At 60.4% G+C, this 24,498-nt stretch carries 22 protein-coding genes and 1 pseudogene; 4 read left to right on the forward strand and 19 right to left on the reverse strand.

What is annotated here, in order from left to right:
* Positions 1-65 precede the first annotated feature (65 nt).
* Both ACSPX5_RS22230 and ACSPX5_RS22235 read right to left on the reverse strand, forming a co-directional pair.
* Positions 66-1,207, reverse strand: a pseudogene (locus tag ACSPX5_RS22230) (IS481 family transposase).
* A gap of 136 nt (positions 1,208-1,343) precedes the next feature.
* Entirely contained in the window at positions 1,344-2,309 is a 966-nt protein-coding gene (locus tag ACSPX5_RS22235; RefSeq protein ID WP_439820274.1) for a GlxA family transcriptional regulator, read from the reverse strand.
* Between the two features lie 190 nt (positions 2,310-2,499).
* On the opposite strand from ACSPX5_RS22235, the gene ACSPX5_RS22240 reads away from it, so the two are divergent.
* A complete protein-coding gene (locus ACSPX5_RS22240; RefSeq protein ID WP_323159737.1) occupies positions 2,500-3,141 on the forward strand; it encodes an HD domain-containing protein in 642 nt (213 codons plus the stop codon).
* A 59-nt stretch (positions 3,142-3,200) separates the two neighbouring features.
* Here ACSPX5_RS22240 and ACSPX5_RS22245 read toward each other — a convergent pair whose 3' ends face one another.
* From ACSPX5_RS22245 to ACSPX5_RS22280, 8 genes are all read right to left on the reverse strand, one after another.
* On the reverse strand, positions 3,201-4,091 hold the full coding sequence (locus tag ACSPX5_RS22245; RefSeq protein WP_169432362.1) for an ABC transporter permease subunit: 891 nt from the start codon (positions 4,089-4,091) through the stop codon (positions 3,201-3,203).
* Entirely contained in the window at positions 4,088-4,969 is an 882-nt protein-coding gene (locus ACSPX5_RS22250; protein ID WP_170931574.1) for an ABC transporter permease subunit, read from the reverse strand. Before ACSPX5_RS22250 ends, ACSPX5_RS22245 begins: the two co-directional genes overlap by 4 nt.
* A 35-nt stretch (positions 4,970-5,004) precedes the next feature.
* Entirely contained in the window at positions 5,005-6,147 is a 1,143-nt protein-coding gene (locus tag ACSPX5_RS22255; RefSeq protein ID WP_169432363.1) for an ABC transporter ATP-binding protein, read from the reverse strand.
* Between the two features lie 66 nt (positions 6,148-6,213).
* Positions 6,214-7,311 (reverse strand): polyamine ABC transporter substrate-binding protein, encoded by a 1,098-nt coding sequence (locus tag ACSPX5_RS22260; RefSeq protein WP_323159736.1) that lies wholly within the window; start codon positions 7,309-7,311, stop codon positions 6,214-6,216.
* A 187-nt stretch (positions 7,312-7,498) separates the two neighbouring features.
* Complete coding sequence (locus ACSPX5_RS22265) at positions 7,499-8,608, reverse strand: polyamine ABC transporter substrate-binding protein (RefSeq protein WP_169432365.1); 1,110 nt, start codon at positions 8,606-8,608, stop codon at positions 7,499-7,501.
* Between the two features lie 171 nt (positions 8,609-8,779).
* Positions 8,780-10,144: an aspartate aminotransferase family protein gene (locus tag ACSPX5_RS22270; protein ID WP_439820275.1), complete on the reverse strand. Its 1,365-nt coding sequence runs from the start codon at positions 10,142-10,144 to the stop codon at positions 8,780-8,782.
* A 56-nt stretch (positions 10,145-10,200) separates the two neighbouring features.
* Positions 10,201-11,559, reverse strand: coding sequence for a glutamine synthetase family protein (locus ACSPX5_RS22275; protein WP_169432367.1), 1,359 nt, complete (start codon positions 11,557-11,559; stop codon positions 10,201-10,203).
* 94 nt (positions 11,560-11,653) lie between these two features.
* A complete protein-coding gene (locus tag ACSPX5_RS22280) occupies positions 11,654-12,013 on the reverse strand; it encodes a gamma-glutamyl-gamma-aminobutyrate hydrolase family protein (protein ID WP_439820276.1) in 360 nt (119 codons plus the stop codon).
* 278 nt (positions 12,014-12,291) lie between these two features.
* Between ACSPX5_RS22280 and ACSPX5_RS22285 the strand changes: the two genes are divergently transcribed.
* Both ACSPX5_RS22285 and ACSPX5_RS22290 read left to right on the forward strand, forming a co-directional pair.
* A complete protein-coding gene (locus ACSPX5_RS22285) occupies positions 12,292-13,668 on the forward strand; it encodes a glutamine synthetase family protein (RefSeq protein WP_011336449.1) in 1,377 nt (458 codons plus the stop codon).
* 118 nt (positions 13,669-13,786) lie between these two features.
* On the forward strand, positions 13,787-14,419 hold the full coding sequence (locus ACSPX5_RS22290) for a TetR/AcrR family transcriptional regulator (protein WP_439820277.1): 633 nt from the start codon (positions 13,787-13,789) through the stop codon (positions 14,417-14,419).
* Between the two features lie 68 nt (positions 14,420-14,487).
* Here ACSPX5_RS22290 and ACSPX5_RS22295 read toward each other — a convergent pair whose 3' ends face one another.
* The 8 genes from ACSPX5_RS22295 to ACSPX5_RS22330 form a co-directional block, all read right to left on the reverse strand.
* On the reverse strand, positions 14,488-14,703 hold the full coding sequence (locus ACSPX5_RS22295; protein ID WP_007953520.1) for a TOBE domain-containing protein: 216 nt from the start codon (positions 14,701-14,703) through the stop codon (positions 14,488-14,490).
* Between the two features lie 27 nt (positions 14,704-14,730).
* Positions 14,731-15,537 (reverse strand): aliphatic sulfonates ABC transporter ATP-binding protein, encoded by an 807-nt coding sequence (gene ssuB, locus ACSPX5_RS22300; protein WP_169432370.1) that lies wholly within the window; start codon positions 15,535-15,537, stop codon positions 14,731-14,733.
* A complete protein-coding gene (ssuC, locus tag ACSPX5_RS22305) occupies positions 15,534-16,316 on the reverse strand; it encodes an aliphatic sulfonate ABC transporter permease SsuC (protein WP_011336451.1) in 783 nt (260 codons plus the stop codon). Before ssuC ends, ssuB begins: the two co-directional genes overlap by 4 nt.
* Before the next feature lie 9 nt (positions 16,317-16,325).
* Positions 16,326-17,474, reverse strand: coding sequence for an FMNH2-dependent alkanesulfonate monooxygenase (gene ssuD / locus ACSPX5_RS22310; protein ID WP_102619651.1), 1,149 nt, complete (start codon positions 17,472-17,474; stop codon positions 16,326-16,328).
* Between the two features lie 25 nt (positions 17,475-17,499).
* Positions 17,500-18,480: a sulfonate ABC transporter substrate-binding protein gene (locus ACSPX5_RS22315; protein ID WP_439820278.1), complete on the reverse strand. Its 981-nt coding sequence runs from the start codon at positions 18,478-18,480 to the stop codon at positions 17,500-17,502.
* 89 nt (positions 18,481-18,569) lie between these two features.
* A complete protein-coding gene (ssuE, locus tag ACSPX5_RS22320; protein ID WP_439820279.1) occupies positions 18,570-19,163 on the reverse strand; it encodes an NADPH-dependent FMN reductase in 594 nt (197 codons plus the stop codon).
* Between the two features lie 339 nt (positions 19,164-19,502).
* Positions 19,503-20,141 carry a peroxiredoxin gene (locus ACSPX5_RS22325; RefSeq protein ID WP_169432372.1) on the reverse strand — a complete coding sequence of 213 codons (639 nt, stop codon included), beginning with the start codon at positions 20,139-20,141 and terminating at the stop codon, positions 19,503-19,505.
* Positions 20,142-20,449: 308 nt separating this feature from the next.
* The gene (locus ACSPX5_RS22330; protein WP_169432373.1) at positions 20,450-21,802 is read right to left on the reverse strand and encodes an OprD family porin; all 1,353 of its coding nucleotides are present in this window, start codon (positions 21,800-21,802) and stop codon (positions 20,450-20,452) included.
* A gap of 365 nt (positions 21,803-22,167) precedes the next feature.
* On the opposite strand from ACSPX5_RS22330, the gene tauA reads away from it, so the two are divergent.
* Complete coding sequence (gene tauA / locus ACSPX5_RS22335; RefSeq protein WP_439822049.1) at positions 22,168-23,157, forward strand: taurine ABC transporter substrate-binding protein; 990 nt, start codon at positions 22,168-22,170, stop codon at positions 23,155-23,157.
* A gap of 39 nt (positions 23,158-23,196) precedes the next feature.
* Here the strand turns inward: tauA and argA are convergent, their stop codons facing one another.
* Positions 23,197-24,495, reverse strand: a complete 1,299-nt coding sequence (gene argA, locus ACSPX5_RS22340) for an amino-acid N-acetyltransferase (RefSeq protein WP_007951778.1) — start codon at positions 24,493-24,495, stop codon at positions 23,197-23,199.
* Positions 24,496-24,498: the final 3 nt, after the last annotated feature.

Consider the following 24,498-nt stretch of genomic DNA (forward strand, 5'->3'; position numbering starts at 1 on the left):
TCCCTCCGGGAGTGTATGTACCGGAGACATGGTGAACACATGTTCGGAGACATGGTGGACGGTTTTTAGATCCTCTTACCTGCCGTAACAATCTGCAAGTTCAAGTCGATTCGGGCGATACGATGTCTACTCCAGTAGACATCGTGGATGCCATCCTCCGCTGTTTCCCTGATCGCTATCGACAGCCCGTGAAATGCTTTTCCGATTGAGTATTCACGGTTCCTCCAGTAAATCTCGCCCTTCACCTGGACCTTTCTGACCACATCTCCGTCGGCGTATTCCGGCGCCATTTGCTGCTCCTGATACTCCCGAGGGCTGCTGCTGTAGCGAGTCGCCGGCACCTGCATATCCAGCGCTTGATGAGGACGTTTCTGGTTGTAGACATCACGCCAGATATCAAATGCCTGTTGTGCGCTGTTGAGGTCCGTGAAGTGCCGACCTTGCAGCACTTCACTCTTCAGGCTGCGGTGGAAACGCTCCAGTTTTCCCTGGGTCTGCGGATGATAAGGCCGGGAGTGACCTACCTTGATGCCCTGACCCATCAGCCAGACTTCCAGCGCGGTATAAACCCCAGTCTGGTCACCCCAGGGCGAACCGTTGTCCATCGTTATGCGCAAAGGCAAGCCGTAACGCCGAAAGACCCGGATTAGATGCTCCTGGACGGTGTCACGCTGCTCATTGGCGCACGCGGCGATACACATCGAAAACCGCGAGTGATCGTCCAGTATCGTCAATGGATGGCAACGCCCTGACTCAGGCTGAAATGGCCCTTGAAGTCCATCTGCCAGAGATCGTTGGGCGCTTCATGCTCGAACCGGATAAACGGTTTGATCTCAGCAGCCTTTGGATCAACGCGCGAATGACGCTGTAAAACTGCATGCACAGTACTGACGGAAGGCATCGCTAAACCTTTGTCTTCCAGCACGCGTTTGAGCTTGCGAGCGCCCCAAGCCGCGTACTCCTGACTCACGATCAGAATCTGCTTCTCCACCTCGTCAGCACAACGTTTGGGGGACGTCTTCGGTCGTCGTGACTGATTGTTCAGCCCCTCGGCCCCTGATTTTTCAAACCTGCTGAGCCATTTGTAGGCAGTGCTTGGGCTGATGTTGAATCGACGGCAAAGCTGCCGAACATTGGCCCCTTCTTGCCGAGCCAAAAGCACGAATTCTGTACGTAGCTGCACGGTAGACACCTCTTCCCAAGACACAGGCCATCTCCTTCGCGATGAGCAATGTGTCTATTTAAAAGTGTCCACCATGTCTCCGAACACCTGTCCACCATGTATCCGGTACATACAGGGAGAGGGCTGGGGTGAGGGGTGGCGATCCAAAGCCGATCACCGCTCAAACCATCGCCGCAAAATTCAGCCGAAACTGCTGCGGCGTCACCCCCAACCGCCGGTTGAACACGCTGCGCATATGTTGCGCATCGCGAAACCCGCATTGATACGCGACGGTCTTCAGCGGCGCCGTGGTGCTTTCGAGCATCACCCGCGCCGCATCCACCCGCGCCCGTTCGACGAATTCCGCCGGGGTGACTTTCGCTTCGCGAGCAAACACCCGGGAGAAATTCCGCGCACTCATATTCGCCGCCTTCGCCAGGTCGGCGATGGTCAGGTCGCCGGTGAGATTGGCCAGCACATACAGCTGCACCATCGCCACCGCCGACGTCGGTTCGGCGTGGGGCGTGAGGAACGGACTGAACTGCGACTGCCCGCCCGAGCGCTGGGTGAACACCACCAGCCGCTTGGCCACACTCAGCGCCACCTCGGCCCCGTAATCACGCGCCAGCAGGTACAACGACAGATCGATCCCCGCCGTCACCCCCGCCGAGGTGTAGAGCTGGCCATCCTCGACGTACAGCCGATCAGCCTCGACCCGGCTCGACGGGCACAACTGCGCCAGCGCCTCGGCGTCGTTCCAGTGGGTGGTGACCGTGCGCCCGTCCAGCAACCCGGCACGGGCGAGCATGAACGCACCGTTGCAGATCGAGCCAAAACGCCGCGCCCGCCCACAGGCTTCGCGCAACCAGGCATCAAAGGTCTCGCCGAAATCCAGAAACGGCAACTGCGGCCCACCCGCCACCAGCAGCAAATCGTAAGCCTGCGACGCTTCGCTGAAATGCCGATGCGCACTCAGGGTCAGCCCGTTGGAACACGGCATCGGCCCGCGCTCGACGCCGATCACTTCGAGCCGGTAATGATCCTCCGGCGCCAGGAAGCGGTTGGCCTCGGCGAACACGTCCATCGGCCCGCTGACGTCCAGCGCCTGCACGCCGGGGAACACCACGATGGCGACGGTTTTGTTCATGGCAATGAAGGCTCCGGGGGAATGGCGGATCAGCGCCAACCCTAGCCAATCCACGCAGCAGAAGCGAGCTGGCACGATTTGCAGGTGCAATGGCAAGGATCGCAGCCATGGATCGATTGTCCGGTCTTGCCCCCGGGAACAGACTTTCTCCCTCAGCGCCGTGACGGCGTTTTCGACGAGGAAGCTCAACATGACCACGACCATCGCCGGTATCCGGATCCCCGACAGCGCCCTCGCCCGGGCCACCACCGAGTACATTCGCGACATCGAATCCGACCTGCTTTACCACCACTCGCGCCGTGTGTTTCTGTTCGGCGCCTTGAGCGGCGAGCGCCGTCAACTGGCCTACGATCCGGAGCTGCTGTACGTCGGCGCGATGTTCCACGATCTGGGTCTGGTCGAGGGTCACCGCAGCGATGACGAGCGTTTCGAAGTCGATGGCGCCAACGCCGCGGCGGCGTTTCTCAAACCTTACGGGCTGAGCGATGACGACATCGAACAGGTCTGGCTGTCGATCGCCCTGCACACCACGCCGGGCGTACCGAAGCATCTGCGTCCGACCGTGGCGCTGGTGACGGCGGGTGTCGAGATGGATGTGCTGGGCATGGACTACGCGGCGTTCACCACGGTGCAGCGTGAGGCGGTGGTGCATGCGCATCCACGGGGCGAAGGCTTCAAGGAGTGCATCATCTGCGCGTTCGCCGATGGCTTGCGCCATCGTCCGCAGACCACGTTCGGCAATGTGAAAACCGATGTGCTGAGAGATCAGGTGCCGGGGTTCAAGCCGATGAACTTCGTCGAGGTCATCCGCAGTTCTCCGTGGACTTCCTGATCACCACAAAACACTGTGGGAATGGGGCTGATCACACAGTTGTGATCAACCCCGCTGGCTTAAGCCGCTTCCGGCGTCGGCGCCCGGCGCACGTCCGGTTGCTTCCACGAATCGGCAGCGCTTTCTTCGATGGCTTGCTGGATTGCCTTGCGGCGCGCTTCTTCGGCACGGCGGCTGAAGAACCAGACCATGAAGGTCACCAGCGATACCGCCAGCAGAATCAGGCTGGCCACGGCGTTGATCTCCGGCTTCACGCCCAGACGCACCGCCGAGAACACTTCCATCGGCAGGGTCGTCGAACCCGGGCCGGAGACGAAGCTGGCCAGCACCAGGTCGTCCAGCGACAGGGCGAACGACATCATGCCGCCCGCCGCCAGCGACGGCGCGATCATCGGGATGGTGATCAGGAAAAATACCTTCCACGGTCGCGCACCCAGATCCATCGCCGCTTCTTCGATCGACAGGTCCAGCTCACGCAGACGCGCCGACACCACCACCGCCACATACGCCGCACAGAACGTCGTGTGGGCGATCCAGATGGTGACGATGCCACGCTCCTGCGGCCAGCCGATCATCTGCGCCATCGCCACGAACAGCAGCAACAGCGACAGACCGGTAATCACCTCGGGCATCACCAGCGGCGCGGTGACCAGGCCGCCGAACAACGTGCGGCCCTTGAACCGGGTGATGCGGGTCAGGACGAACGCCGCCAGCGTACCCAGCGCCACCGCCGCGACGGCGGTGTAGCAGGCGATTTCCAGCGAACGCACCACCGAGCCCATCAGTTGGGTGTTGTCGAGCAGGCCGACGTACCACTTGATCGACCAGCCGCCCCACACCGTCACCAGTTTCGAGGCGTTGAACGAGTAGATCACCAGGATCAGCATCGGCAGGTAGATGAACAACAGGCCGAGCACCAGCATCAGGCTGGAGAAACGGAAGCGCTTCATTCTTTACCCTCCATTTCCTTGGCCTGACTGCGGTTGAACAGGATGATCGGCACGATCAGGATCGCCAGCATCACCACCGCCAGGGCGGACGCCACCGGCCAGTCACGGTTGTTGAAGAACTCTTGCCAGAGCACTTTACCGATCATTAGGGTTTCCGGACCGCCGAGCAGTTCCGGGATCACGAACTCGCCCACCACCGGGATGAACACCAGCATGCAGCCGGCGATGATGCCGTTCTTGGACAGCGGAACAGTGATTTTCCAGAAGCTGTTGAAGGTGCTCGAACCCAGGTCGGACGCGGCCTCCAGCAGGCTGGTGTCGTGCTTCACCAGGTTGGCGTACAGCGGCAGAATCATGAACGGCAGGTACGAATAGACGACGCCGATGTACACCGCCAGGTTGGTGTTGAGGATCTGCAGCGGCTCGTCGATCAAGCCCATGCTCATCAGGAAACCGTTGAGCAGGCCGTTGTTGCTGAGGATGCCCATCCACGCATAGACGCGGATCAGGATCGCGGTCCAGGTCGGCATCATGATCAGCAGCACCAGCACCGTCTGCACTTCCTTGCGGGCACTGGCGATGGCGTAGGCCATCGGGTAGCCGATCAGCAGGCACAGCAGCGTGCTGAAGAACGCCATTTTCAGCGAACCGAGGTACGCCGAGATGTACAGTTCGTCGTCGCCGAGCATCGCGTAGTTGCCCAGGTTCAGCAGCAGTTGCAGCTTCTGCTCGGCGTAGGTGTAGATCTCGGTGTACGGCGGGATGGCCACGTCCGCTTCAGCAAAGCTGATCTTCAGGACGATGAAGAACGGCAGCATGAAGAACAGGAACAGCCAGATGAACGGAACCCCGATGACCAGCTGACGGCCACCGGGAATTATTCGATTGAGCCGGCGTTTGAATTTGCGCATGTTCATGAGCGAAGTACCACGCCGCTGTCGTCTTCCCACCACACGTAGACCTGATCGCCCCAGGTCGGACGTGCGCCACGGCGTTCGGCGTTGGCCACGAAGGACTGCACCAGTTTGCCGCTCGGCAGTTCGACGTAGAACACCGAGTGCCCGCCGAGGTAAGCGATGTCGTGCACCTTGCCGCTCGACCAGTTGTATTCGCAGGTCGGCATTTCGGCGGTGACCAGCAGTTTTTCCGGACGGATCGCGTAGGTCACGGACTTGTCCTGCACCGAGGTGCTGATGCCGTGGCCGACGTAGATCTGCCGGTCGAGGTCCTTGCAGGTGATGGTCGCGTGACCTTCGGCGTCGTCGATCACTTCGCCTTCGAAGATGTTCACGTTGCCGATGAATTCGCAGACCAGACGGCTGGTCGGGGTTTCGTAGATGTCGATCGGGCTGCCGATCTGGGCGATCCAGCCCAGATGCATGATCGCGATGCGCTCGGCCATGGTCATGGCCTCTTCCTGGTCGTGGGTCACCATCACGCAGGTCACGCCGACACGCTCGATGATTTCCACCAGCTCCAGCTGCATCTGCGAACGCAGTTTCTTGTCCAGTGCGCCCATCGGCTCGTCGAGCAGCAGCAGCTTCGGACGCTTGGCCAGAGAACGGGCGAGTGCCACACGCTGACGCTGACCGCCGGACAACTGGTGCGGCTTGCGCTTGGCGTACTGGCTCATCTGCACCAGTTTGAGCATCTCGGCCACACGGGCGTCGATCTCGGCTGCCGGGATCTTGTCCTGCTTGAGGCCGAACGCGATGTTCTGCGCCACGGTCATGTGCGGGAACAGGGCATACGACTGGAACATCATGTTGATCGGTCGCTCGTACGGCGGCATGTCGGTGATGTCGACGCCGTCGAGGAAAATGCGCCCCTCCGTGGGCCGTTCGAACCCTGCCAGCATCCGCAGCAGAGTGGATTTGCCCGATCCCGAACCGCCGAGCAGGGCGAAGATCTCGCCCTTCTTGATTTCCAGGGACACATCGTCCACGGCAACCGTCTCGTCGAACTTCTTCGTGACCCGGTCGATTTTAACCAGCACCTGTTTCGGTGTCTGGTCGCCCTCGAGGGCTTTCTTATAGGCGCCGGAGGCAACTGCCATTTACGAAACTCCCAGAAAAAAGAGTGCAGTTCGCCCACGCAAGACGAACCCAGGATGATTTGCGCGTTATTTACCCGACTTGACCTTGGTCCAGCTACGGGTCATCAAACGCTGAATATTCGGTGGCAACTCGATGGACACATAGGTCTTGTCGAGGACGGCCTGCGGTGGATAAACCGCTTCGTCGGTGCGAATGGACTGCTCCATCAGCTTGTCCGAACCCGGGTTGGGGTTGGCGTAACCGACGTAATCACTGACCTGGGCAATCACCTCAGGTTTCAGCAAATAGTTGATGAAGGCGTGGGCCTCTTTGACGTTGGCCGAATCCTTCGGAATCGCCAGCATGTCGAACCAGAGCGCGCCGCCCTCTTTCGGGATGGCGTAGGCGATGTTGACGCCTTTCTTGGCTTCTTCGGCACGATGCTTGGCCTGGAAGATATCGCCGGAGAACCCGATGGCCACACAGATGTCGCCGTTGGCCAGATCACCGATGTATTTCGAGGAGTGGAAGTAGGTCACGTACGGACGCACCGCCAGCAATTTGGCCGTGGCTTTTTCGTAATCCTTGGGATTGGTGCTGTTGGCGTTCAGGCCCATGTAGTTGAGCACGGTCGGCATCATTTCATCGGCCGAATCGAGGAACGCCACGCCGCAGCTGTGCAGCTTCTTGATGTTCTCGGGTTCGAACAGCACGCTCCAGGAGTCGATCTTGTCGACACCGAGCACGGCTTTCACTTTATCGACGTTGTAGCCGATGCCGTTGGTGCCCCACAGGTACGGAACGGCGTACTGGTTGCCCGGGTCGTTCTGTTCCAGGCGCTTGAGCAGCACCGGGTCGAGATTGGCGTAGTTCGTCAGCTGCGCCTTGTCGAGCTTCTGGAACGCGCCCGCCTTGATCTGCTTGCCAAGGAAGTGGTTCGACGGCACGACCACATCGTAACCGGTACGCCCGGCAAGCAGTTTGCCTTCCAGGGTTTCGTTGGAATCGAACACGTCGTAGACCGGTTTGATCCCGGTTTCTTTCTGGAAATCGGCCAGGGTGGTCTCGCCGATGTAATCCGACCAGTTATAAATATGCACAGTACCGGCAGCCTGGGCACCGACAACGAACGTCAGGCCGGCAGCGGCCAGCAGGGCATTGCGCAAAGAAGAAAAAATAGGCAAGTGGAGGTCCTCTGATTGAGTTGGGCCCAAGTTGCCCCGCGCTGCATGACAGTCACGGTTGCCCGGCAACAAAACCGGCGCGCAACTTACCTTCGAAAAACCGTTCCAGCAAAACTTTCTGTCATTTAATTGCACCGCTGGCCGCCCTGGTGAAGGCGACGGCCAGCGGTTGCGGCTTCAAACCGGCTTATTTGCCGGATTTGATCTTGGTCCAGCTGCGCGTCATTTCACGCTGGGTCGCCGCCGGCAGATCGGCGATGGCATACAGCTTGGCCTGCACGTCGGCTGGCGGGTAGATGCCTGGATCACTGGTGATGTCTTTCTCTACCAGCGCTGTTGCAGCAGCGTTACCGTTCGGGAAACGTACGGCGTTGGTGATGCTGGCCATGACTTCAGGCTTCTGCAGGAAGGTCATGAACTTGTAGGCGCCTTCAACGTTTTCGGCATCCTTGGGAATGGCGACCATGTCGAAGAAGCTGCCAGCGCCTTCCTTCGGAATGGCGTAGCTGACTTTCACCTTGTCACCGGCCTCGGCGGCACGGGACTTGGCCTGCTGCACGTCACCCGAGTAGCCGACCGCTACGCAGATGTTGCCGTTGGCCAGGTCCGAGATGTACTTGGACGAGTGGAAGTAGGTGATCGAAGGACGAATCTTGAGGAACAGATCCTCGGCTTTCTTGATGTCTTCTTTCTTCTGGGAGTCGGTTGGCAGGCCCAGGTAGTGCAGCGCGACCGGGAGCATTTCGGTCGGCGAATCGAGGAAGCTCACGCCGCAGCCCTTGAGCTTGGCGATGTTTTCCGGCTTCAGCAGTACGTCCCAGGAATCGATCTTGTCGACGCCCAGCGCAGCCTTGACCTTCTCCGGGTTGTAGCCGATGCCGATCGAACCCCACATGTACGGGAAAGCGTGCTTGTTGTCCGGGTCGCTGACCGATACGGCCTTGAGCAGGTCCTGGTTGAGGTTCTTCCAGTTAGGCAGCTTGGAGCGATCCAGTTCCTGGTACACACCGGCCTTGATCTGCTTGGCCAGGAAGTTGTTGGACGGCACGACCACGTCGTAGCCGGACTTGCCCGCCAGCAGCTTGGCTTCCAGGGTTTCGTTGGAGTCGAATACGTCGTAGACCACCTTGATCCCCGACTCTTTCTCGAAGTTCGCGATGGTGTCCGGAGCGATGTAGTCAGACCAGTTGTAGACGTGCAGCACTTTGTCGTCCGCGTGAACCGCGCCCGCCATCATGCCCGCGACGGACAGGGCCAGAAGAGTCTTGCCAGCAAGCTTTTTACCTAATGCCTTCATGCGTCATGCTCCAAATTTTTCTTTTTTGAACCACTTTGTTCAGCGGCCGAACCCGGACAACTGGAACCGCGGCTAGTCTGGCAAGATACGAGGCGGTCTTTCAAGAAAAGACCAGCCTTTGCAACTGCTCCGAGCGACAGCGCAACAGCTCCATCGCTCAGAGCCTAGCACTTAGCCCTGCAATGCACTGAGGGTCAGGTCCAGGCATTTGCGTGCCTTGGTCACCAGTTCATCGATCTCCGCCTTGCTGATCACCAGCGGCGGCGCAATGATCATGGTGTCGCCCACGGCGCGCATGATCAGTCCGTTGTCGAAGCAGAACTGGCGGCAGATCATGCCCACACCCTTGCCTTCGTAACGCTTGCGAGTGGCCTTGTCCTGCACCAGCTCGATGGCCCCCAGCAGACCGACTCCGCGCACTTCCCCCACCAACGGGTGATCGTTCAGCTCGCGCAGACGTTTCTGCAAATACGGTGCCGTTTCTTCGTGGACGCGCTCGATGATTTTCTCTTCGCGCAGAATCCGGATGTTTTCCAGACCCACCGCCGCCGCCACCGGGTGACCGGAGTAGGTGAAACCGTGGTTGAAATCGCCGCCCTCGTTGAGCACCGCCACCACTTCGTCACGCACGATCAGGCCACCCATCGGGATGTAACCGGACGTCAGGCCTTTGGCGATGGTCATCATGTGCGGCTTGAGGTCGTAGAAATCGCTGCCGAACCATTCGCCGGTACGGCCGAAACCGCAGATCACTTCATCGGCCACGAACAGGATGTCGTACTTGGCGAGGATTTCCTTGATGCGCGGCCAGTAGGTATCTGGCGGAATGATCACGCCGCCGGCGCCCTGGATCGGCTCGGCAATGAAGGCGCCGACGTTGTCCACGCCGACTTCCAGAATCTTCTCTTCCAGTTGATTGGCCGCCCAGATCCCGAATTCTTCCGGGGTCATGTCGCCGCCTTCGGCGAACCAGTAAGGCTGGGCGATGTGGACGATGCCCGGAATCGGCAGGTCGCCCTGTTCGTGCATATAAGTCATGCCGCCGAGGCTCGCACCGGCCACGGTGGAACCGTGGTAGCCGTTCTTGCGGCTGATGATGACCTTCTTGTTCGGCTGGCCCTTGATCGCCCAGTAGTGGCGAACCATGCGCAGCATGGTGTCGTTGCCTTCGGAGCCGGAACCGGTGAAGAACACGTGGTTCATGCCTTCCGGCGCCACGTCGGCGATGGCCTTGGCCAGTTCCAGCGCCGGCGGGTGGGCGGTCTGGAAGAACAGGTTGTAATAAGGCAGCTCGCGCATTTGCCTGGCGGCCGCATCGGCCAGCTCATCGCGCCCATAACCGATCGCCACACACCACAGACCCGCCATGCCATCGAGGATCTTGTTGCCCTCGCTGTCCCACAGGTACACGCCCTTGGCGTTGGTGATGATCCGTGGACCCTTTTCTTTCAGCTGCTTGAAGTCGCTGAACGGGGCCAAGTGGTGCTCGCTGCTGAGGGCTTGCCACTCACGGGTTTGCGGGTTGTTGCTGGTCATGCCAATTCTCCTTGTTATCGGTGAAGGCGCGGCGGCTGCCCGCCGCGCCCGGCGTATCAGACGGCGAAGAGCAGGTACTCACGCTCCCAGGAACTGATCACGCGCTTGAAGTTTTCATGCTCGGCCCGCTTGACCGCGACGTAGCCGGTGATGAAGGTCTTGCCCAGGTATTTCTCGATGGTTGCGCTGTTTTCCATACGCTCCAGCGCGTCTTCGATGGTCAGCGGCAGGCGCAGGTTGCGGCGCTCGTAGCCACGGCCCACCACCGGCGCGCTCGGGTTGATCCCCTCGACCATGCCGATGTAGCCGCAGAGCAGGCTCGCGGCAATCGCCAGGTACGGGTTGGCGTCGGCGCCCGGCAGGCGATTTTCCACGCGGCGGTTCTGCGGCCCGGCATCCGGTACGCGCAGACCCACGGTGCGGTTCTCTTCGCCCCACTCCACGTTCACCGGTGCCGAGGTGTCCGGCAGGAAGCGACGGAACGAGTTGACGTTCGGCGCGAACAGCGGCAGCAGTTCCGGGATCAGTTTCTGCAGGCCACCGATGTGGTGCAGGAACAACTGGCTCATGGTGCCATCGTCATTGGAGAACACGTTCTTGCCGGTCTCGATGTCGATGATGCTCTGGTGCAGGTGCATCGCGCTGCCCGGCTCGCCGGTCATTGGCTTGGCCATGAAGGTCGCGGCGACGTTGTGCTTGAGGGCGGCCTCACGCATGGTGCGCTTGAACACCAGAATCTGGTCGGCCAGGGACAGGGCGTCGCCGTGACGGAAGTTGATTTCCATCTGCGCAGTGCCGTCCTCGTGGATCAGCGTGTCGAGGTCCAGCTCCTGCAATTCGCACCAGTCGTAGACGTCTTCGAACAGCGGGTCGAACTCGTTCGCCGCCTCGATGGAGAATGACTGGCGACCGATTTCCGGGCGCCCGGAACGGCCGACTGGTGGCTGCAACGGATAGTCGGGGTCGTCGCTGCGCTTGGTCAGGTAGAACTCCATTTCCGGCGCCACGATCGGCTGCCAGCCCTTGTCGGCATAGAGTTTCAGGACTTTCTTGAGCACGTTGCGCGGCGACAGCTCGATCGGGTTCCCTTGCTTGTCGTAGGTGTCGTGGATCACCTGGGCAGTCGGTTCGACGGCCCAAGGCACCAGGTACACGGCGTTCTGGTCGGGGCGGCAGATCATGTCGATGTCGGCCGGGTCGAGCAGTTCGTAATAGATGTCGTCTTCGACGTAGTCGCCGGTCACGGTCTGCAACAGAACGCTCTCTGGCAGGCGCATGCCTTTTTCGGCGATGAACTTGTTGGTCGGCGAAATCTTGCCCCGGGTGATGCCGGTCAAGTCGCCGATCATGCATTCGACTTCTGTGATCTTGTGGTCTTTCAACCAATCGGTGAGCTGGTCGAGGTTGTTGCTCATAAATGCCTCTGGGCTGAGTCTCCTGACGCATGTCAGGCAAGTTTGACGCACGGGGCGTCGCGTTAAAGGGGGCTTGTTTGTGCGCAGTGCCGGCTTACGCCTGGCACCGCGCATCGACAATGAAGGAGGAGCTTACCTGCCCTTTACGCTGGCGTTGCATTTCCTGTGCACATCCCGGGTGTGCGCAATCACGGGCACGGCGACGGGCGCGGTGCAGGCCGGGAGCAGGAAAGAGATCTATATTGAAAGCAGAACCGCTGAAGAGGATGCCCTTCCCTGCGTCCAGAATATCGGACGCCGGCGCCTGATCCGCCATGGTCAAAGAGATCGCTGGCAGAATGCGAGCCTGGCTGTCGGCTGCGCTGCGGACGGACGTGTCGCCACTGATGTGATAAGCATGCAGACCGCACTGCACGGAGCAGTCGGTGACGCCGATTAACGGCAGGCGAGACATGAAGCACCCCGGTATTATTGCTGTTATGGGTTTGACCCGAGCTTAGCCTTGTTCATTTTTTTACACAACACCCCCGTAAAAAATACAACACGGCCTGCTCAAGCCTGCGGGTGGCACGTCTTTCACGGATAAAAAAATGCCCCAAAGTGCCCCGTAAATGCCCTCTCGGCGCTTTTTCAGGGCAAAAAAGGCCTCGCTTGACTTCGGCAGGCCGTTCGGGTTGACTGAAACCAGAAAAGATCAATGATTGATATTTTTAACAACAAAGGTGTTGCATCATGTCGGTACCCCCGCGTGCCGTTCAGCTTAACGAAGCGAACGCGTTCCTTAAGGAACATCCTGAGGTTCTGTACGTTGACCTTCTGATTGCGGATATGAATGGTGTGGTGCGCGGCAAGCGCATCGAACGCACCAGCCTCCACAAGGTTTACGAGAAAGGCATCAACCTGCCGGCCTCTCTATTTGCTCTGGATATCAATGGTTCGACGGTGGAAAGCACCGGCCTGGGCCTGGACATCGGCGACGCCGACCGTATCTGCTATCCAATCCCCGATACCCTGTGCAACGAGCCATGGCAGAAGCGCCCGACCGCGCAACTGTTGATGACCATGCACGAACTCGAAGGCGACCCTTTCTTCGCCGATCCGCGCGAAGTGCTCCGTCAAGTTGTTGCAAAGTTTGACGAGCTTGGCCTGACCATCTGCGCCGCGTTCGAACTCGAGTTCTACCTGATCGACCAGGAAAACGTGAACGGCCGCCCTCAGCCGCCACGCTCGCCGATCTCCGGCAAACGCCCGCATTCGACCCAGGTCTACCTGATCGACGACCTCGACGAATACGTCGACTGCCTCCAGGACATTCTGGAAGGCGCCAAAGAGCAAGGCATCCCGGCCGACGCCATCGTCAAGGAAAGTGCCCCGGCGCAGTTCGAAGTGAACCTGCACCACGTCGCCGACCCGATCAAGGCGTGCGATTACGCGGTCCTGCTCAAGCGTCTGATCAAGAACATCGCTTACGACCATGAAATGGACACCACTTTCATGGCCAAGCCGTACCCGGGTCAGGCAGGCAACGGTCTGCACGTCCACATCTCGGTTCTCGACAAAGAAGGCAAAAACATTTTTGCCAGCGAGGATCCCGAGCAGAACGCCGCGCTGCGTCACGCGATCGGCGGTGTGCTCGAGACCCTGCCCGCGCAGATGGCTTTCCTCTGCCCCAACGTCAACTCCTACCGTCGTTTCGGCGCGCAGTTCTACGTGCCGAACTCGCCGAGCTGGGGTCTGGACAACCGCACCGTGGCCCTGCGCGTACCGACCGGCTCCGCCGACGCGGTCCGCCTGGAGCACCGCGTGGCCGGCGCCGACGCCAACCCGTACCTGCTGATGGCTTCGGTGCTGGCGGGCGTGCATCACGGCCTGACCAACAAGATCGAGCCACCGGCCCCCACCGAAGGCAACAGCTACGAGCAGAACGAGCAGAGCCTGCCGAACAACTTGCGCGATGCCCTGCGCGAGCTGGACGACAGCGAGGTGATGGCCAAGTACATCGATCCGAAATACATCGATATCTTCGTCGCCTGCAAAGAGAGCGAGCTGGAGGAGTTCGAACACTCCATCTCCGACCTCGAGTACAACTGGTACCTGCACACCGTTTAAGCGGACTGCAGCAAAGGAAAACGCCGTTGGCTTCTCAGCCCGCGGCGTTTTTTTATTGGCCTCTGTGGCAGACATTCAAGCTCTGCGTACAATGCCCGCTGCCCCGCAGGAGACTTTCATGACGCGTCCCGCCCCCGTCCGCAAACCCCGTGCCCGCAGTCAGGCGCGGATCGATTCGATACTCGACGCCGCGCGCACGCTGCTGGCCGCCGAGGGCGTGGCGAGCCTGTCGATCTACAGCGTGGCCGAGCGCGCGCAGATTCCGCCCTCCTCGGTCTACCATTTCTTCGCCAGTGTCCCGGCGCTGCTTGAAGGCCTGACGGCGGATGTTCACGCCGCCTTCCGCGCCTGCCTGCAAGCACCGATCGATCACGAGGCCCTGCGTGACTGGCGCGACCTGTCCCGCCTGGTCGAGCAACGGATGCTGGAGATCTACGATGAAGACGCCGCCGCCCGCCAACTCATCCTCGCGCAGCACGGCCTTACCGAAGTCACCCAGGCCGACCGCCAGCACGACCTTGAACTGGGCGACCTGATGCACAAGCTGTTCGATCATCACTTCGAACTGCCGAGGCTGCCGGATGACGTGGACGTTTTCGCGCTGGCAATGGAGCTGGGCGACCGCGTCTACGCCCGCTCGGTGCAGCAGCACGGGCAGATCACCCCGCGCATGGCCGAGGAAGGCATGCGCGTGTTCGATGCCTATCTCGGGCTGTATCTGCCGCCCTATCTGCCCAAGCGAACTCTCTAGCGCCGCACGACAGACACAAAAAACCCCGAAGGGCTCACACCCTTCGGGGTTGTTTTTGTCCCACGCCCTTACAACTTGGCGATGGACACCTCGGTGGATTTCACGAAGGCGATCACTTCGCTGCCGACCTCCAGTTCCAGCTCCTTGACCGAACGGGTGGTGATCACCGACGTGACGATGCCGGAGGCGGTCTGCACGTCGATTTCCGACAGCACGTCGCCGAGAACGATCTCCTTGATCGCGCCTTTGAACTGGTTGCGTACGTTGATGGCTTTGATAGTCATGGCATTGATTCCTGTCGTTTGCTTGAGTTATTGAGCCCAACGCAGTTGCGTAGGCAAGGGTGAAACGGGTTCCGGCGCCGGCGGCTCGCCGGGCAGGGACAACACACGGTTGAGTACTTCGGTTTCCAGCGCCGCCAGGCGATGGGAGCCACGCACCCGAGGGCGCGGCAGGTCCACTTGCAGGTCGAGGCCGACTTCGCCGTCCTCGATCAGAATCACCCGGTCGGCAATCGCCACCGCTTCGCTGACGTCGTGGGTCACCAGCAACACGGTGAAACCATGCTGTTGCCAGAGACGTTCGATCAGTTGCTGCATCTCGATCCGGGTCAGCGCATCCAGCGCACCCAGCGGCTCGTCGAGCAGCAACAGACGCGGTTGATGAATCAGCGCCCGGGCCAGCGCCACACGCTGCTTCTGCCCGCCGGACAGTGCCGCCGGCCATTCATGGGCGCGATCGGCGAGGCCGACTGCATCCAGCGCCTGCAAGGCTTGCGCACGCCAGTTGCCCTTGAGGCCGAGACCGACGTTGTCGATGATCTTTTTCCACGGCAGCAGTCGCGCTTCCTGGAACATCAACCGGGTGTCATCCCGCGCATCGCTGAGCGGTGCAGCCCCGGCGAGCAGATCACCGCCGGTGGGTTGATCGAGGCCGGCGAGCAGACGCAGCAACGTACTTTTGCCGCAGCCACTGCGCCCGACCACGGCGACGAATTGCCCCGCCGGAATGTGCAGGTCGATGTCACGCAGCACCTGCCGCGAACCGAAGGTTTTTTGCAGGTTGCGCAGCGCCAGCGGAATTCCGCGCAGCAGACGTGGAGGTTGTTGAGCGGTCATGCCGCACCTCCTTTCGCCACTTGATACGCCGGATGCCAGCGCAGCCACACACGTTCAAGTCCACGGGCCGCAAGGTCGGCCAGTTTGCCGAGCACTGCGTAGAGCAGAATCGCCAGCACCACCACGTCGGTTTGCAAGAACTCGCGGGCGTTCATCGCCAGATAACCGATGCCGGAGCTGGCGGAGATGGTTTCCGCCACGATCAGCGTCAGCCACATGAAGCCCAGTGCGAAGCGCACGCCGACCAGAATCGAAGGCAACGCGCCCGGCAGAATCACCTGCCAGAACAGGCTGAAACCGGACAGGCCATAACTGCGCGCCATTTCCACCAGCGCCGGATCGACGTTGCGGATGCCGTGGTACGTGTTGAGGTAGATCGGGAACAGCGTCCCGAGCGCCACCAGGAAAATCTTCGCCGACTCATCGATGCCGAACCACAGAATCACCAGCGGAATCAGCGCCAGGTGTGGCACGTTGCGGATCATCTGCACCGAGCTGTCGAGCAGGCGTTCGCCCCACTTCGACAGGCCGGTGATGAAACCCAGCACCAGACCGATGCTGCCACCGATGGTGAAGCCCAGCGCGGCGCGCCAGCCGCTGATCGCCAGGTGCGTCCAGATTTCGCCGCTGCGCACCAGGCTCACGCCGGCTTCGATTACCGCCACCGGCGCCGGCAGAATCCGCGTCGACAGCCAGCCCGCCGACACCGACAACTGCCACACCGCCAGCAGCAACACCGGCAACGCCCAGGGCGCGAGGCTGTGGATAAATTTCTTCATGGCGGCGCCTCAGCTCTGGGACGCGGCTTTGGGAAGAATGTCGTTGGCCACCATCTCGCCGAACGGGCTGACGTAACCGGCGCTTTTCGGCAGTTCCGGGCGCTCGACGTCGAGGTGCGGGAACAGCAACTCGGCGACGCGATACGACTCTTCGAGGTGTGGATAACCGGAAAAGATAAAGGTATCGATGCCCAACGCCGCGTATTCCTTCACGCGTGCAGCCACGGTCGGGCCGTCACCGACCAGCGCCGTGCCGGCACCGCCGCGCACCAGACCGACGCCGGCCCACAGGTTCGGGCTGACTTCGAGATTGTCACGGCTGCCACCGTGCAGTGCGGCCATGCGCTGCTGGCCGACCGAATCGAACCGCGCCAGCGAAGCCTGGGCGCGCTTGATGGTGTCGTCGTCCAGATGCGAGATCAGGCGATCCGCCGCCTGCCAGGCTTCAGCGTTGGTTTCCCGCACGATCACGTGCAGACGGATGCCGAAGCGCACGGTGCGCCCAAGCTTGGCCGCTTTGGCGCGAACCTGTTCGATCTTCTCGGCTACGGCTGCGGGCGGCTCGCCCCAGGTCAGGACCATCTCCACTTGTTCGGCGGCCAGATCCTGCGCCGCTTCCGACGAACCACCGAAGTACAGCGGTGGACGCGGTTGCTGGATCGGCGGATAGAGCAATTTGGCGCCCTTCACGCTGATGTGCTCGCCGTCGTAATCCACGGTTTCGCCTTCCAGCACGCGGCGCCAGATCCGGGTGAATTCCACCGAGGCCTGATAGCGCGCTTCGTGATCGAGGAACAGACCGTCGCCGGCCAACTCTTCCGGATCGCCACCGGTCACCAGGTTGAACAGCGCACGACCGCCGGACAGTCGATCCAGGGTCGCGGCCTGACGCGCCGCCACCGTCGGGGAAATGATCCCGGGGCGCAGGGCGACAAGGAATTTCAGACGCTGGGTCACCGGGATCAACGATGCCGCCACCAGCCACGAATCCTCGCAGGAGCGGCCGGTGGGAATCAGCACGCCGCCAAAACCCAGTCGATCCGCCGCTTGCGCGACCTGTTGCAGATAGCCGTGGTCGACGGCGCGGGCGCCTTCGGCGGTGCCAAGGTAATGGCCGTCGCCGTGGGTTGGCAGGAACCAGAAGATGTTGAGGCTCATGGAGTGGTCTCCTTGGGGATTCGATTTACTGGGCTTGGGTGACCGAGCTTTGGGCCACAGCGGCCGGCGGGGTCCAGATCACGTCCTTGATGCTCAACGGCTTGGGAATCAGCTTGAGCTGGTAGAAGGTGTCGGCGATTTTCTGTTGTGCGGCGACCACTTCCGGGGTCAGGAACAGCGCGCCGTAGCCCTGGCGTTTCACCGAGGTCAGGGTGATGTCTGCCGGCAGACCGAGCAGCGGCGACACCTGTTGAGTCACGTCTTGCGGGTTGGCCTTGGACCACTCGCCCACGGCGCGCACTTCTTCCACGAGGGTCTTGATCACCTCGGGATTTTTCTGTGCGTAGGGTTTGGTCGCCAGGTAGAACTGATGGTTGTCGACGATGCCTTTGCCGTCACGCAGGGTGTGCGCTTGCAGCTGCTTCTCGGCGGCGGCCTGGTACGGATCCCAGATGACCCAGGCGTCGACGCTGCCACGTTCGAACGCGGCGCGGGCATCGGCCGGCGGCAGGAATACGGTTTGAATATCGGTGTACTTGAGGCCGGCGTCTTCCAGCGCGCGCACCAGCAGGTAGTGGACGTTGGAGCCTTTGTTCAGGGCGACTTTCTTGCCCTTGAGATCCGCCACCGATTTGATCGGCGAATCTTTCGGCACGAGGATCGCTTCGCTGTTCGGCGCTGGCGGCTCATAGGCCACGTAGAGCAGATCGGCACCGGCTGCCTGGGCGAAGACCGGCGGGGTTTCACCGGTGACGCCGAAGTCGATCGAGCCGACGTTCAGGCCTTCCAGCAGTTGCGGGCCGCCGGGGAATTCAGTCCATTGCACGTCGACGCCTTGGGCGGCGAGGCGTTTCTCCAGCGTGCCTCTGGCTTTGAGCAGCACCAGCGTGCCGTATTTCTGATAACCGATCCGAAGCGTCTCGGCCTGAGCTTGAGTGATGGCGCCGAAGGACACAGCCGCAGCAAACAGAGCGACCAGACCACGACGCAAAAATACAGTGCGCATAGCGCTCTCCTTTTTGCTGTTGGGTTTTGGCTGCACCTGCTTGGCCGTTGGCGGCTGAGTAAGGTGAGTACTTCAAGTTTCGGTGTGGCTCAAATGCTCCAGCGAGCACTCAACAAACGTTCGTTCAACAGCCCCGGATCCAGCGGCTTCGGCCGGCGGGCCATGGCGCTGACAAACTGGTCCAGCTCTTCATGCAGTCGCTGCTCCAGAGCCGGCGCCAACTGCGCCTGGGCACTGCCTTCGCCGTAGGCGATCTGGCTGTCCTCGGCAAAAATCCCTTGCAGCATTTCCTGGGCCTTCAACGCCGACAGCACAGGCTTGAGGGCGTAATCGACCACCAGCATGTGGGCGATACTGCCGCCGGTGGCCATCGGCAGGACAATCTTGTGGTTCAGCGCGCGCTCGGGCAGCAGATCCAGCAAGGTCTTCAGGGCGCCGGAGAACGACGCCTTGTAGACCGGTGTGGCGATCAGCAGGCCATCGGCATTTTCAATCTGTTGCAGCAGGTCGAGCACCTTCGGGCTGTCGAAGCGGGCGTGGAGCAGGTCTTCGGCCGGGAAGTCCCGTACCTGATAACTCACCACTTCCACCCCTTGCTGCTGCAACCAGCGTTGCGAGCGCTCCAGCAACACCCCGGAGCGAGAACGTTGACTGGGACTGCCACCGAGTGAGACGACCAGCATTCAGACGATTCCTTGCGCGTTACAGGCGATTCGCGGGTTGCGATCTCGCTTCGATGTGAGTGACCTTACCAGCTGATTCATATATCCAGAAATCATATTTATTCATTTGGTTATGCTATTAAGAGATATTGAATTGAGGTTTTTCCAGACGAAAAAAAAGGCCGTCGAAACGGCCTGAAATTCCCTGCATCGTGGTTCTGAATTCTGTGTCGCTCAAGCCGACGCCTTCGTCGGAACGCCGCCCGGAACAAGCCCGCTCCCACAGGGGAACGCATTCCAGAATGTGGGAGCGGGCTTGCTCGCGAAAGCGGTGGTGACTACACCGCTAAATTTATTGATTCACTTGTTCGGCTGTGGGGTGAGGCGCAGGTACGGTTTCACCGCGCGATAGCCCTTCGGAAAGCGTTGCTTGATTTCGTCTTCGTCCTTGAGCGACGGCACGATCACCACCTCTTCACCGTCCTGCCAGTTGGCCGGGGTGGCCACCTTGTAGTTGTCGGTGAGCTGCAGCGAATCGATCACCCGCAGGATCTCGTGGAAGTTGCGCCCGGTGCTCGCCGGGTAAGTGATGGTCAGGCGGATCTTCTTGTTCGGATCGATCACGAACAGCGAGCGCACGGTCAGGGTGTCGCTGGCGTTCGGGTGGATCAGGTCATAGAGATCCGAGACCTTGCGATCGGCATCGGCCAGGATCGGAAAGTTGACGATGGTGTTCTGGGTTTCGTTGATGTCCTCGATCCACTTGTGGTGCGAGTCCACCGGGTCGACCGACAGTGCGATGGCTTTCACGCCACGCTTGGTGAATTCGTCCTTGAGCTTGGCAGTGAAGCCCAGCTCGGTGGTGCAGACCGGGGTGAAGTCTGCCGGGTGGGAAAACAACACGCCCCAGCTATCGCCCAGCCATTCGTGGAAACGAATCTTGCCGGCGCTGGAATCCTGTTCGAAATCGGGGGCGATATCGCCAAGTCTGAGGCTCATGGTGCTGCTCCTGATGAGTGGTGGGAGACCTCAACTGTAGCTCGGGATTTCATCTTCTGAAAAAGAATATATAACTAGATATTTATATCTTTTAAGAATATTAAACTTCTGTTCACTGGACGCTTGCCGGGAACGCGTCGAACATCGGCCCCGAGGTTCGAGAAGGCCTTGAGTTGCTGTAAAGAGGGAAATGTCGGGAAAGGTCTACGGGGGTGGGCCGGACCCGAAAACGCAAAAGCCCCGTCCGGCGCGATGCCGGACGGGGCTTTTTTACTTCGGGCTTTTTACATCAGTGCAGGAGCGCGCTATTACAGCAGCGGGATCGAGTAGCTGACGATCAGGCGGTTTTCGTCCTGGTCACGCTGACCAGGAATGTCGTTGCGCCAGGTAGCGTTTTTCCACATGAAACCCAGGTTCTTGGCTGGGCCTTCCGGAATCACGTAACCGATGGTCAGGTCGCGTTCCCACTCGGAGTTGCCATTGCCGTTCTCACGACGGTTGGAACCCACGGTGTCGATGTCGCTGCCACGCAGGTAGACCATACCGGCAGTCAGGCCTGGCAGGCCGACTTTGGCGAAGTCATACGAGTAGCGAGCTTGCCAGGTTTTCTCGCCGGCACGACCGAACTTCTGGATCTGCATGTCGGTGATGGTGTAGTTCGACGAACCGTCGCCCTGGTTCAGCCAAGGGAAGTCGGAGCTGCCGTTGGAAACCTGATAGCCGCCACCGAAGGTGTGACCTTCAACGGTGTACAGGAACAGGCCGCTGTACAGGTTGTTGTCGATCGGGCCTTTGCCGCTGACGTTGCCGACATAGTTACCGTTGCCAAAGTAGGCCGCGGTGTTGTGGTTGGCGCCATCGTCGCTGCTGTGGAAGTAACGGAAGTCAGACTTCAGCACGCCCGGGCCGATTGCCCAGTTGTGAACCAGACCCAGGAAGTGTTGCTTGTAGAAGTCTTCCAGGTTGCCGTAGTAGTACTGGGCAGTCAGGTCCTTGGTGATCTTGTAGTCACCACCGGCGTAGTAGAACTTGTTGCTGTTGGCTACGCGAGCGTTCGCACCGCCAATGGACAGGTTCTCGTTGTTGCTGGAGTTACGACCTTTCACAGCTTCGATTTGACCTGCGACCAGGGACAGGTCCTTGATCTCGCCGGAAGTGATCTGACCGCCCTGCCAGGTTTGTGGCAGCAGACGACCGTCGTTGGTCACGATAACCGGGTTCTTCGGCTGCAGCGTACCCAGCTTCAGTTCGGTCTGGGAGATCTTGGCCTTGGCGGTCAGGCCCAGGCTCGAGAAGTTATCAACAGCTTCGCCGTTGGACTTGCTCGGGAACACAGTGCCACCGTAGGACGTCGAGGTTGCACCGTTGGTGCCACCGCCCGAATCCAGACGCACGCCCAGCAGGCCGATGGCGTCGATACCGAAGCCTACGGTGCCTTGGGTGTAACCGGAGATGAAACGCAGATCGAAGCCTTGGCCCCACTCTTCGTTCTTGCTCTGCACGCCAGAGGCAGTTTTGGCAGCGCTGTCGCGGTTGTCGGTGTTGATGTAGAAGTTACGCAGCCCCAATGTGGCCTTGCTGTCTTCGATGAAACCGGCTGCGCCTGCCTGCTGCGCAATAACCCCTACGGCCACGGCCAGGGCCAAGGTGGACTTGTTCATGTATCGCTCCTCTCGTTTCTAATTCTTGTGTTCCTGGTCCGGAGTCTGACGCCCCTGGATCCTAAGATGCGCGATTAGCACCAGACCGTGACTGACAAGTCAATCGTAACCTTGTGTGTCTACGACCAAGGTCTAATCGCAGTTATTTGGTCCCTGCAGGGTAAAGACTTCCAGATAAACCCAAAAAGAATTTATTCATTCTTTTTCATAACATTCAGGAATATGACGAAATAGTGGCCATCTGTGCCGGGATACAGTGTATCGGCGACTAAGCTCATTCCTAAATGGTATTTATTGGCCTTTTTTTAGATCGTTTAGCTTTGTCGAAACCCCGATTCGTCAAACCCTATCGAAAAGGCGACGCCATCATGGCCAAACGCGCACTATCCAGTCAATTTGTTACAGTTTGTGTGTCAGCTCTGATTTCTTTTTCTGTCCATGCTTCCAGTCTCACTGTCGGCTACCAGACCGGCATCGATCCAAGCAAAGTCCCCCAGGCCGACGGCATTTACGAGCAGACCATAGGCGAAAAAATCGACTGGCGCCGTTTCAATAGCGGCCCGGAAGTAGTGACAGCCATCGCTTCCGGCGATGTGCAGATCGGCAACCTCGGTTCCAGTCCGCTGGCAGCCGCCGCCTCACGCAATCTGCCGATCGTTGCCTTCATCGTCTCGGCGCAGATCAATGCCGCCGAAGCGTTGGTGGTGCGCAACGGCAGTGGTATCAACAAGCCCGAAGACCTGATCGGCAAGACCATCGCCACCCCGTTCGTCTCCACCTCCCACTACAGCCTGCTCGGCGCACTCAAGCACTGGGGCCTGGACACCTCGAAAGTCAAAGTGGTGAACCTGCAACCCGCAGAAATCGCGGCTGCGTGGAAGCGCGGCGACATTGATGGCGCCTTCGTCTGGTCGCCGGCGCTGGGCGAAATCCGCAAGACCGGCAAGACCCTGACCGATGCCGCCCAGGTCGGCCAGTGGGGCGCACCGACCTTCGAAGTCTGGGTGGCACGCAAGGACTTTGCCGAGAAACATCCTGAGGTCGTGGCCAGGTTCGCCAAGGTGACTCTGGACTCGTTCGCCGACTATGCCGCCCATAAAGACAGCTGGACCGCCGACTCGGTACCGGTGCAGAAAATCGCCAAACTGACCGGTGCCAACGCCGCGGATGTCCCGGAACTGCTCGCGGGTTCGGCATTCCCGGACGCCAAGGCACAACAGACTGCGGCGCTGCTGGATGGCGGCACGGCGAAGGCGATTGGTGAGACGGCGAAATTTTTGAAGGAACAGGGCAAGGTCGAAAGCGTTTTGCCTGACTACTCGCCTTATGTCAGTGCGAAGTTTGTCGCGGAGTAAAGGATTTGCCCCCACCTGCCGCGTGGGGGCAATCGCTCATCACAGAGACTTTTCGAAAATCTTCGAATTGCGCTGATAGTTGTACAGAGAAGCCCGAGCCGCCGGCAGGCGCTCGACGCTGCTCGGCTCGAAACCGCGCTCGCGGAACCAGTGGGCAGTGCGGGTGGTGAGGACGAACAGAGTCTTCAAACCCTGCGCCCGGGCACGGGTCTCGATGCGCTCGAGCAATTCGTCGCCACGACCGCCATGGCGGTATTCAGGATTCACCGCCAGGCACGCCAGTTCACCGGCATCCGAATCGGCAATCTGATACAGCGCCGCACAGGCGATGATCATCCCTTCACGCTCGACCACACTGAACTGCTCGATCTCACGCTCCAGCACTTCGCGGGAACGACGCACCAGAATGCCCTGCTCTTCCAGCGGACTGATCAGGTCAAGCAAACCGCCGACGTCTTCAATCGCCGCCTCGCGCACCAGTTCGAACTGCTCCTGGGCCACCAGCGTACCGCCACCGTCGCGGGTGAACAGTTCGGTCAGCAGCGCGCCGTCCTCGGCATAACTGACGATATGGCTGCGCGCCACACCGCCACGGCAGGCTTCGGCGGCGGCATCCAGCAATTCCGCCTGATAGTTGCTGCCCAGACGCTGCAAATGCGCCGGCACCTGTTGCGGACGCAGCTCGCGCACCAGTTTGCCGTTTTCGTCGATCAGACCGAGGTCGGCGCCGAACAGCAGCAGTTTGTCGGCGCCCAGATCAATGGCGGCGCGAGTGGCGACGTCTTCGCAGGCGAGGTTGAAGATTTCACCGGTCGGCGAGTAACCCAGCGGCGAGAGCAGCACGATGGAGCGCTCGTCGAGCAGACGGTTGATACCCTTGCGGTCGACCCGGCGCACTTCGCCGGTGTGGTGATAGTCGACGCCTTCCAGTACGCCGATCGGCCGTGCGGTCACCAGGTTGCCACTGGCTACCCGCAGGCGCGAGCCCTGCATCGGCGACGAAGCCATGTCCATCGACAGCCGCGCTTCGATGGCGATGCGCAACTGGCCGACCGCGTCGATCACGCACTCAAGGGTTGCGGCATCGGTGATGCGCATGCCGTGGTGGTAATGCGGGGTCAGGCCACGGGCGGCGAGGCGGGTTTCGATCTGCGGACGGGAGCCATGGACCAGCACCAGTCGCACGCCGAGACTGTGCAGCAGCACGATGTCATGGACGATGTTGCCGAAGTTCGGATGCTCCACGCCGTCGCCGGGCAGCATGACGACGAAGGTGCAGTCGCGGTGGGCATTGATATAAGGAGACGCGTGGCGAAGCCAATTGACGTATTCGGGCATGAA

The sequence above is a fragment of the Pseudomonas sp. HLG18 genome (assembly GCF_051903985.1).
In the GTDB taxonomy this organism is placed as follows: domain Bacteria; phylum Pseudomonadota; class Gammaproteobacteria; order Pseudomonadales; family Pseudomonadaceae; genus Aquipseudomonas; species Aquipseudomonas fluorescens_BT.

Bases quoted from the DNA above. Each gene is read 5' to 3' on its own strand.
- ACSPX5_RS22235 (WP_439820274.1), bottom strand. From the start codon at position 2,309: ATGAACAAAACCGTCGCCATCGTGGTGTTCCCCGGCGTGCAGGCGCTG.
- ACSPX5_RS22240 (WP_323159737.1), top strand. From the start codon at position 2,500: ATGACCACGACCATCGCCGGTATCCGGATCCCCGACAGCGCCCTCGCC.
- ACSPX5_RS22245 (WP_169432362.1), bottom strand. From the start codon at position 4,091: ATGAAGCGCTTCCGTTTCTCCAGCCTGATGCTGGTGCTCGGCCTGTTG.
- ACSPX5_RS22255 (WP_169432363.1), bottom strand. From the start codon at position 6,147: ATGGCAGTTGCCTCCGGCGCCTATAAGAAAGCCCTCGAGGGCGACCAG.
- ACSPX5_RS22265 (WP_169432365.1), bottom strand. From the start codon at position 8,608: ATGAAGGCATTAGGTAAAAAGCTTGCTGGCAAGACTCTTCTGGCCCTG.
- ACSPX5_RS22270 (WP_439820275.1), bottom strand. From the start codon at position 10,144: ATGACCAGCAACAACCCGCAAACCCGTGAGTGGCAAGCCCTCAGCAGC.
- ACSPX5_RS22275 (WP_169432367.1), bottom strand. From the start codon at position 11,559: ATGAGCAACAACCTCGACCAGCTCACCGATTGGTTGAAAGACCACAAG.
- ACSPX5_RS22280 (WP_439820276.1), bottom strand. From the start codon at position 12,013: ATGTCTCGCCTGCCGTTAATCGGCGTCACCGACTGCTCCGTGCAGTGC.
- ACSPX5_RS22285 (WP_011336449.1), top strand. From the start codon at position 12,292: ATGTCGGTACCCCCGCGTGCCGTTCAGCTTAACGAAGCGAACGCGTTC.
- ACSPX5_RS22290 (WP_439820277.1), top strand. From the start codon at position 13,787: ATGACGCGTCCCGCCCCCGTCCGCAAACCCCGTGCCCGCAGTCAGGCG.
- ACSPX5_RS22295 (WP_007953520.1), bottom strand. From the start codon at position 14,703: ATGACTATCAAAGCCATCAACGTACGCAACCAGTTCAAAGGCGCGATC.
- ssuB (WP_169432370.1), bottom strand. From the start codon at position 15,537: ATGACCGCTCAACAACCTCCACGTCTGCTGCGCGGAATTCCGCTGGCG.
- ssuC (WP_011336451.1), bottom strand. From the start codon at position 16,316: ATGAAGAAATTTATCCACAGCCTCGCGCCCTGGGCGTTGCCGGTGTTG.
- ssuD (WP_102619651.1), bottom strand. From the start codon at position 17,474: ATGAGCCTCAACATCTTCTGGTTCCTGCCAACCCACGGCGACGGCCAT.
- ACSPX5_RS22315 (WP_439820278.1), bottom strand. From the start codon at position 18,480: ATGCGCACTGTATTTTTGCGTCGTGGTCTGGTCGCTCTGTTTGCTGCG.
- ssuE (WP_439820279.1), bottom strand. From the start codon at position 19,163: ATGCTGGTCGTCTCACTCGGTGGCAGTCCCAGTCAACGTTCTCGCTCC.
- ACSPX5_RS22325 (WP_169432372.1), bottom strand. From the start codon at position 20,141: ATGAGCCTCAGACTTGGCGATATCGCCCCCGATTTCGAACAGGATTCC.
- ACSPX5_RS22330 (WP_169432373.1), bottom strand. From the start codon at position 21,802: ATGAACAAGTCCACCTTGGCCCTGGCCGTGGCCGTAGGGGTTATTGCG.
- argA (WP_007951778.1), bottom strand. From the start codon at position 24,495: ATGCCCGAATACGTCAATTGGCTTCGCCACGCGTCTCCTTATATCAAT.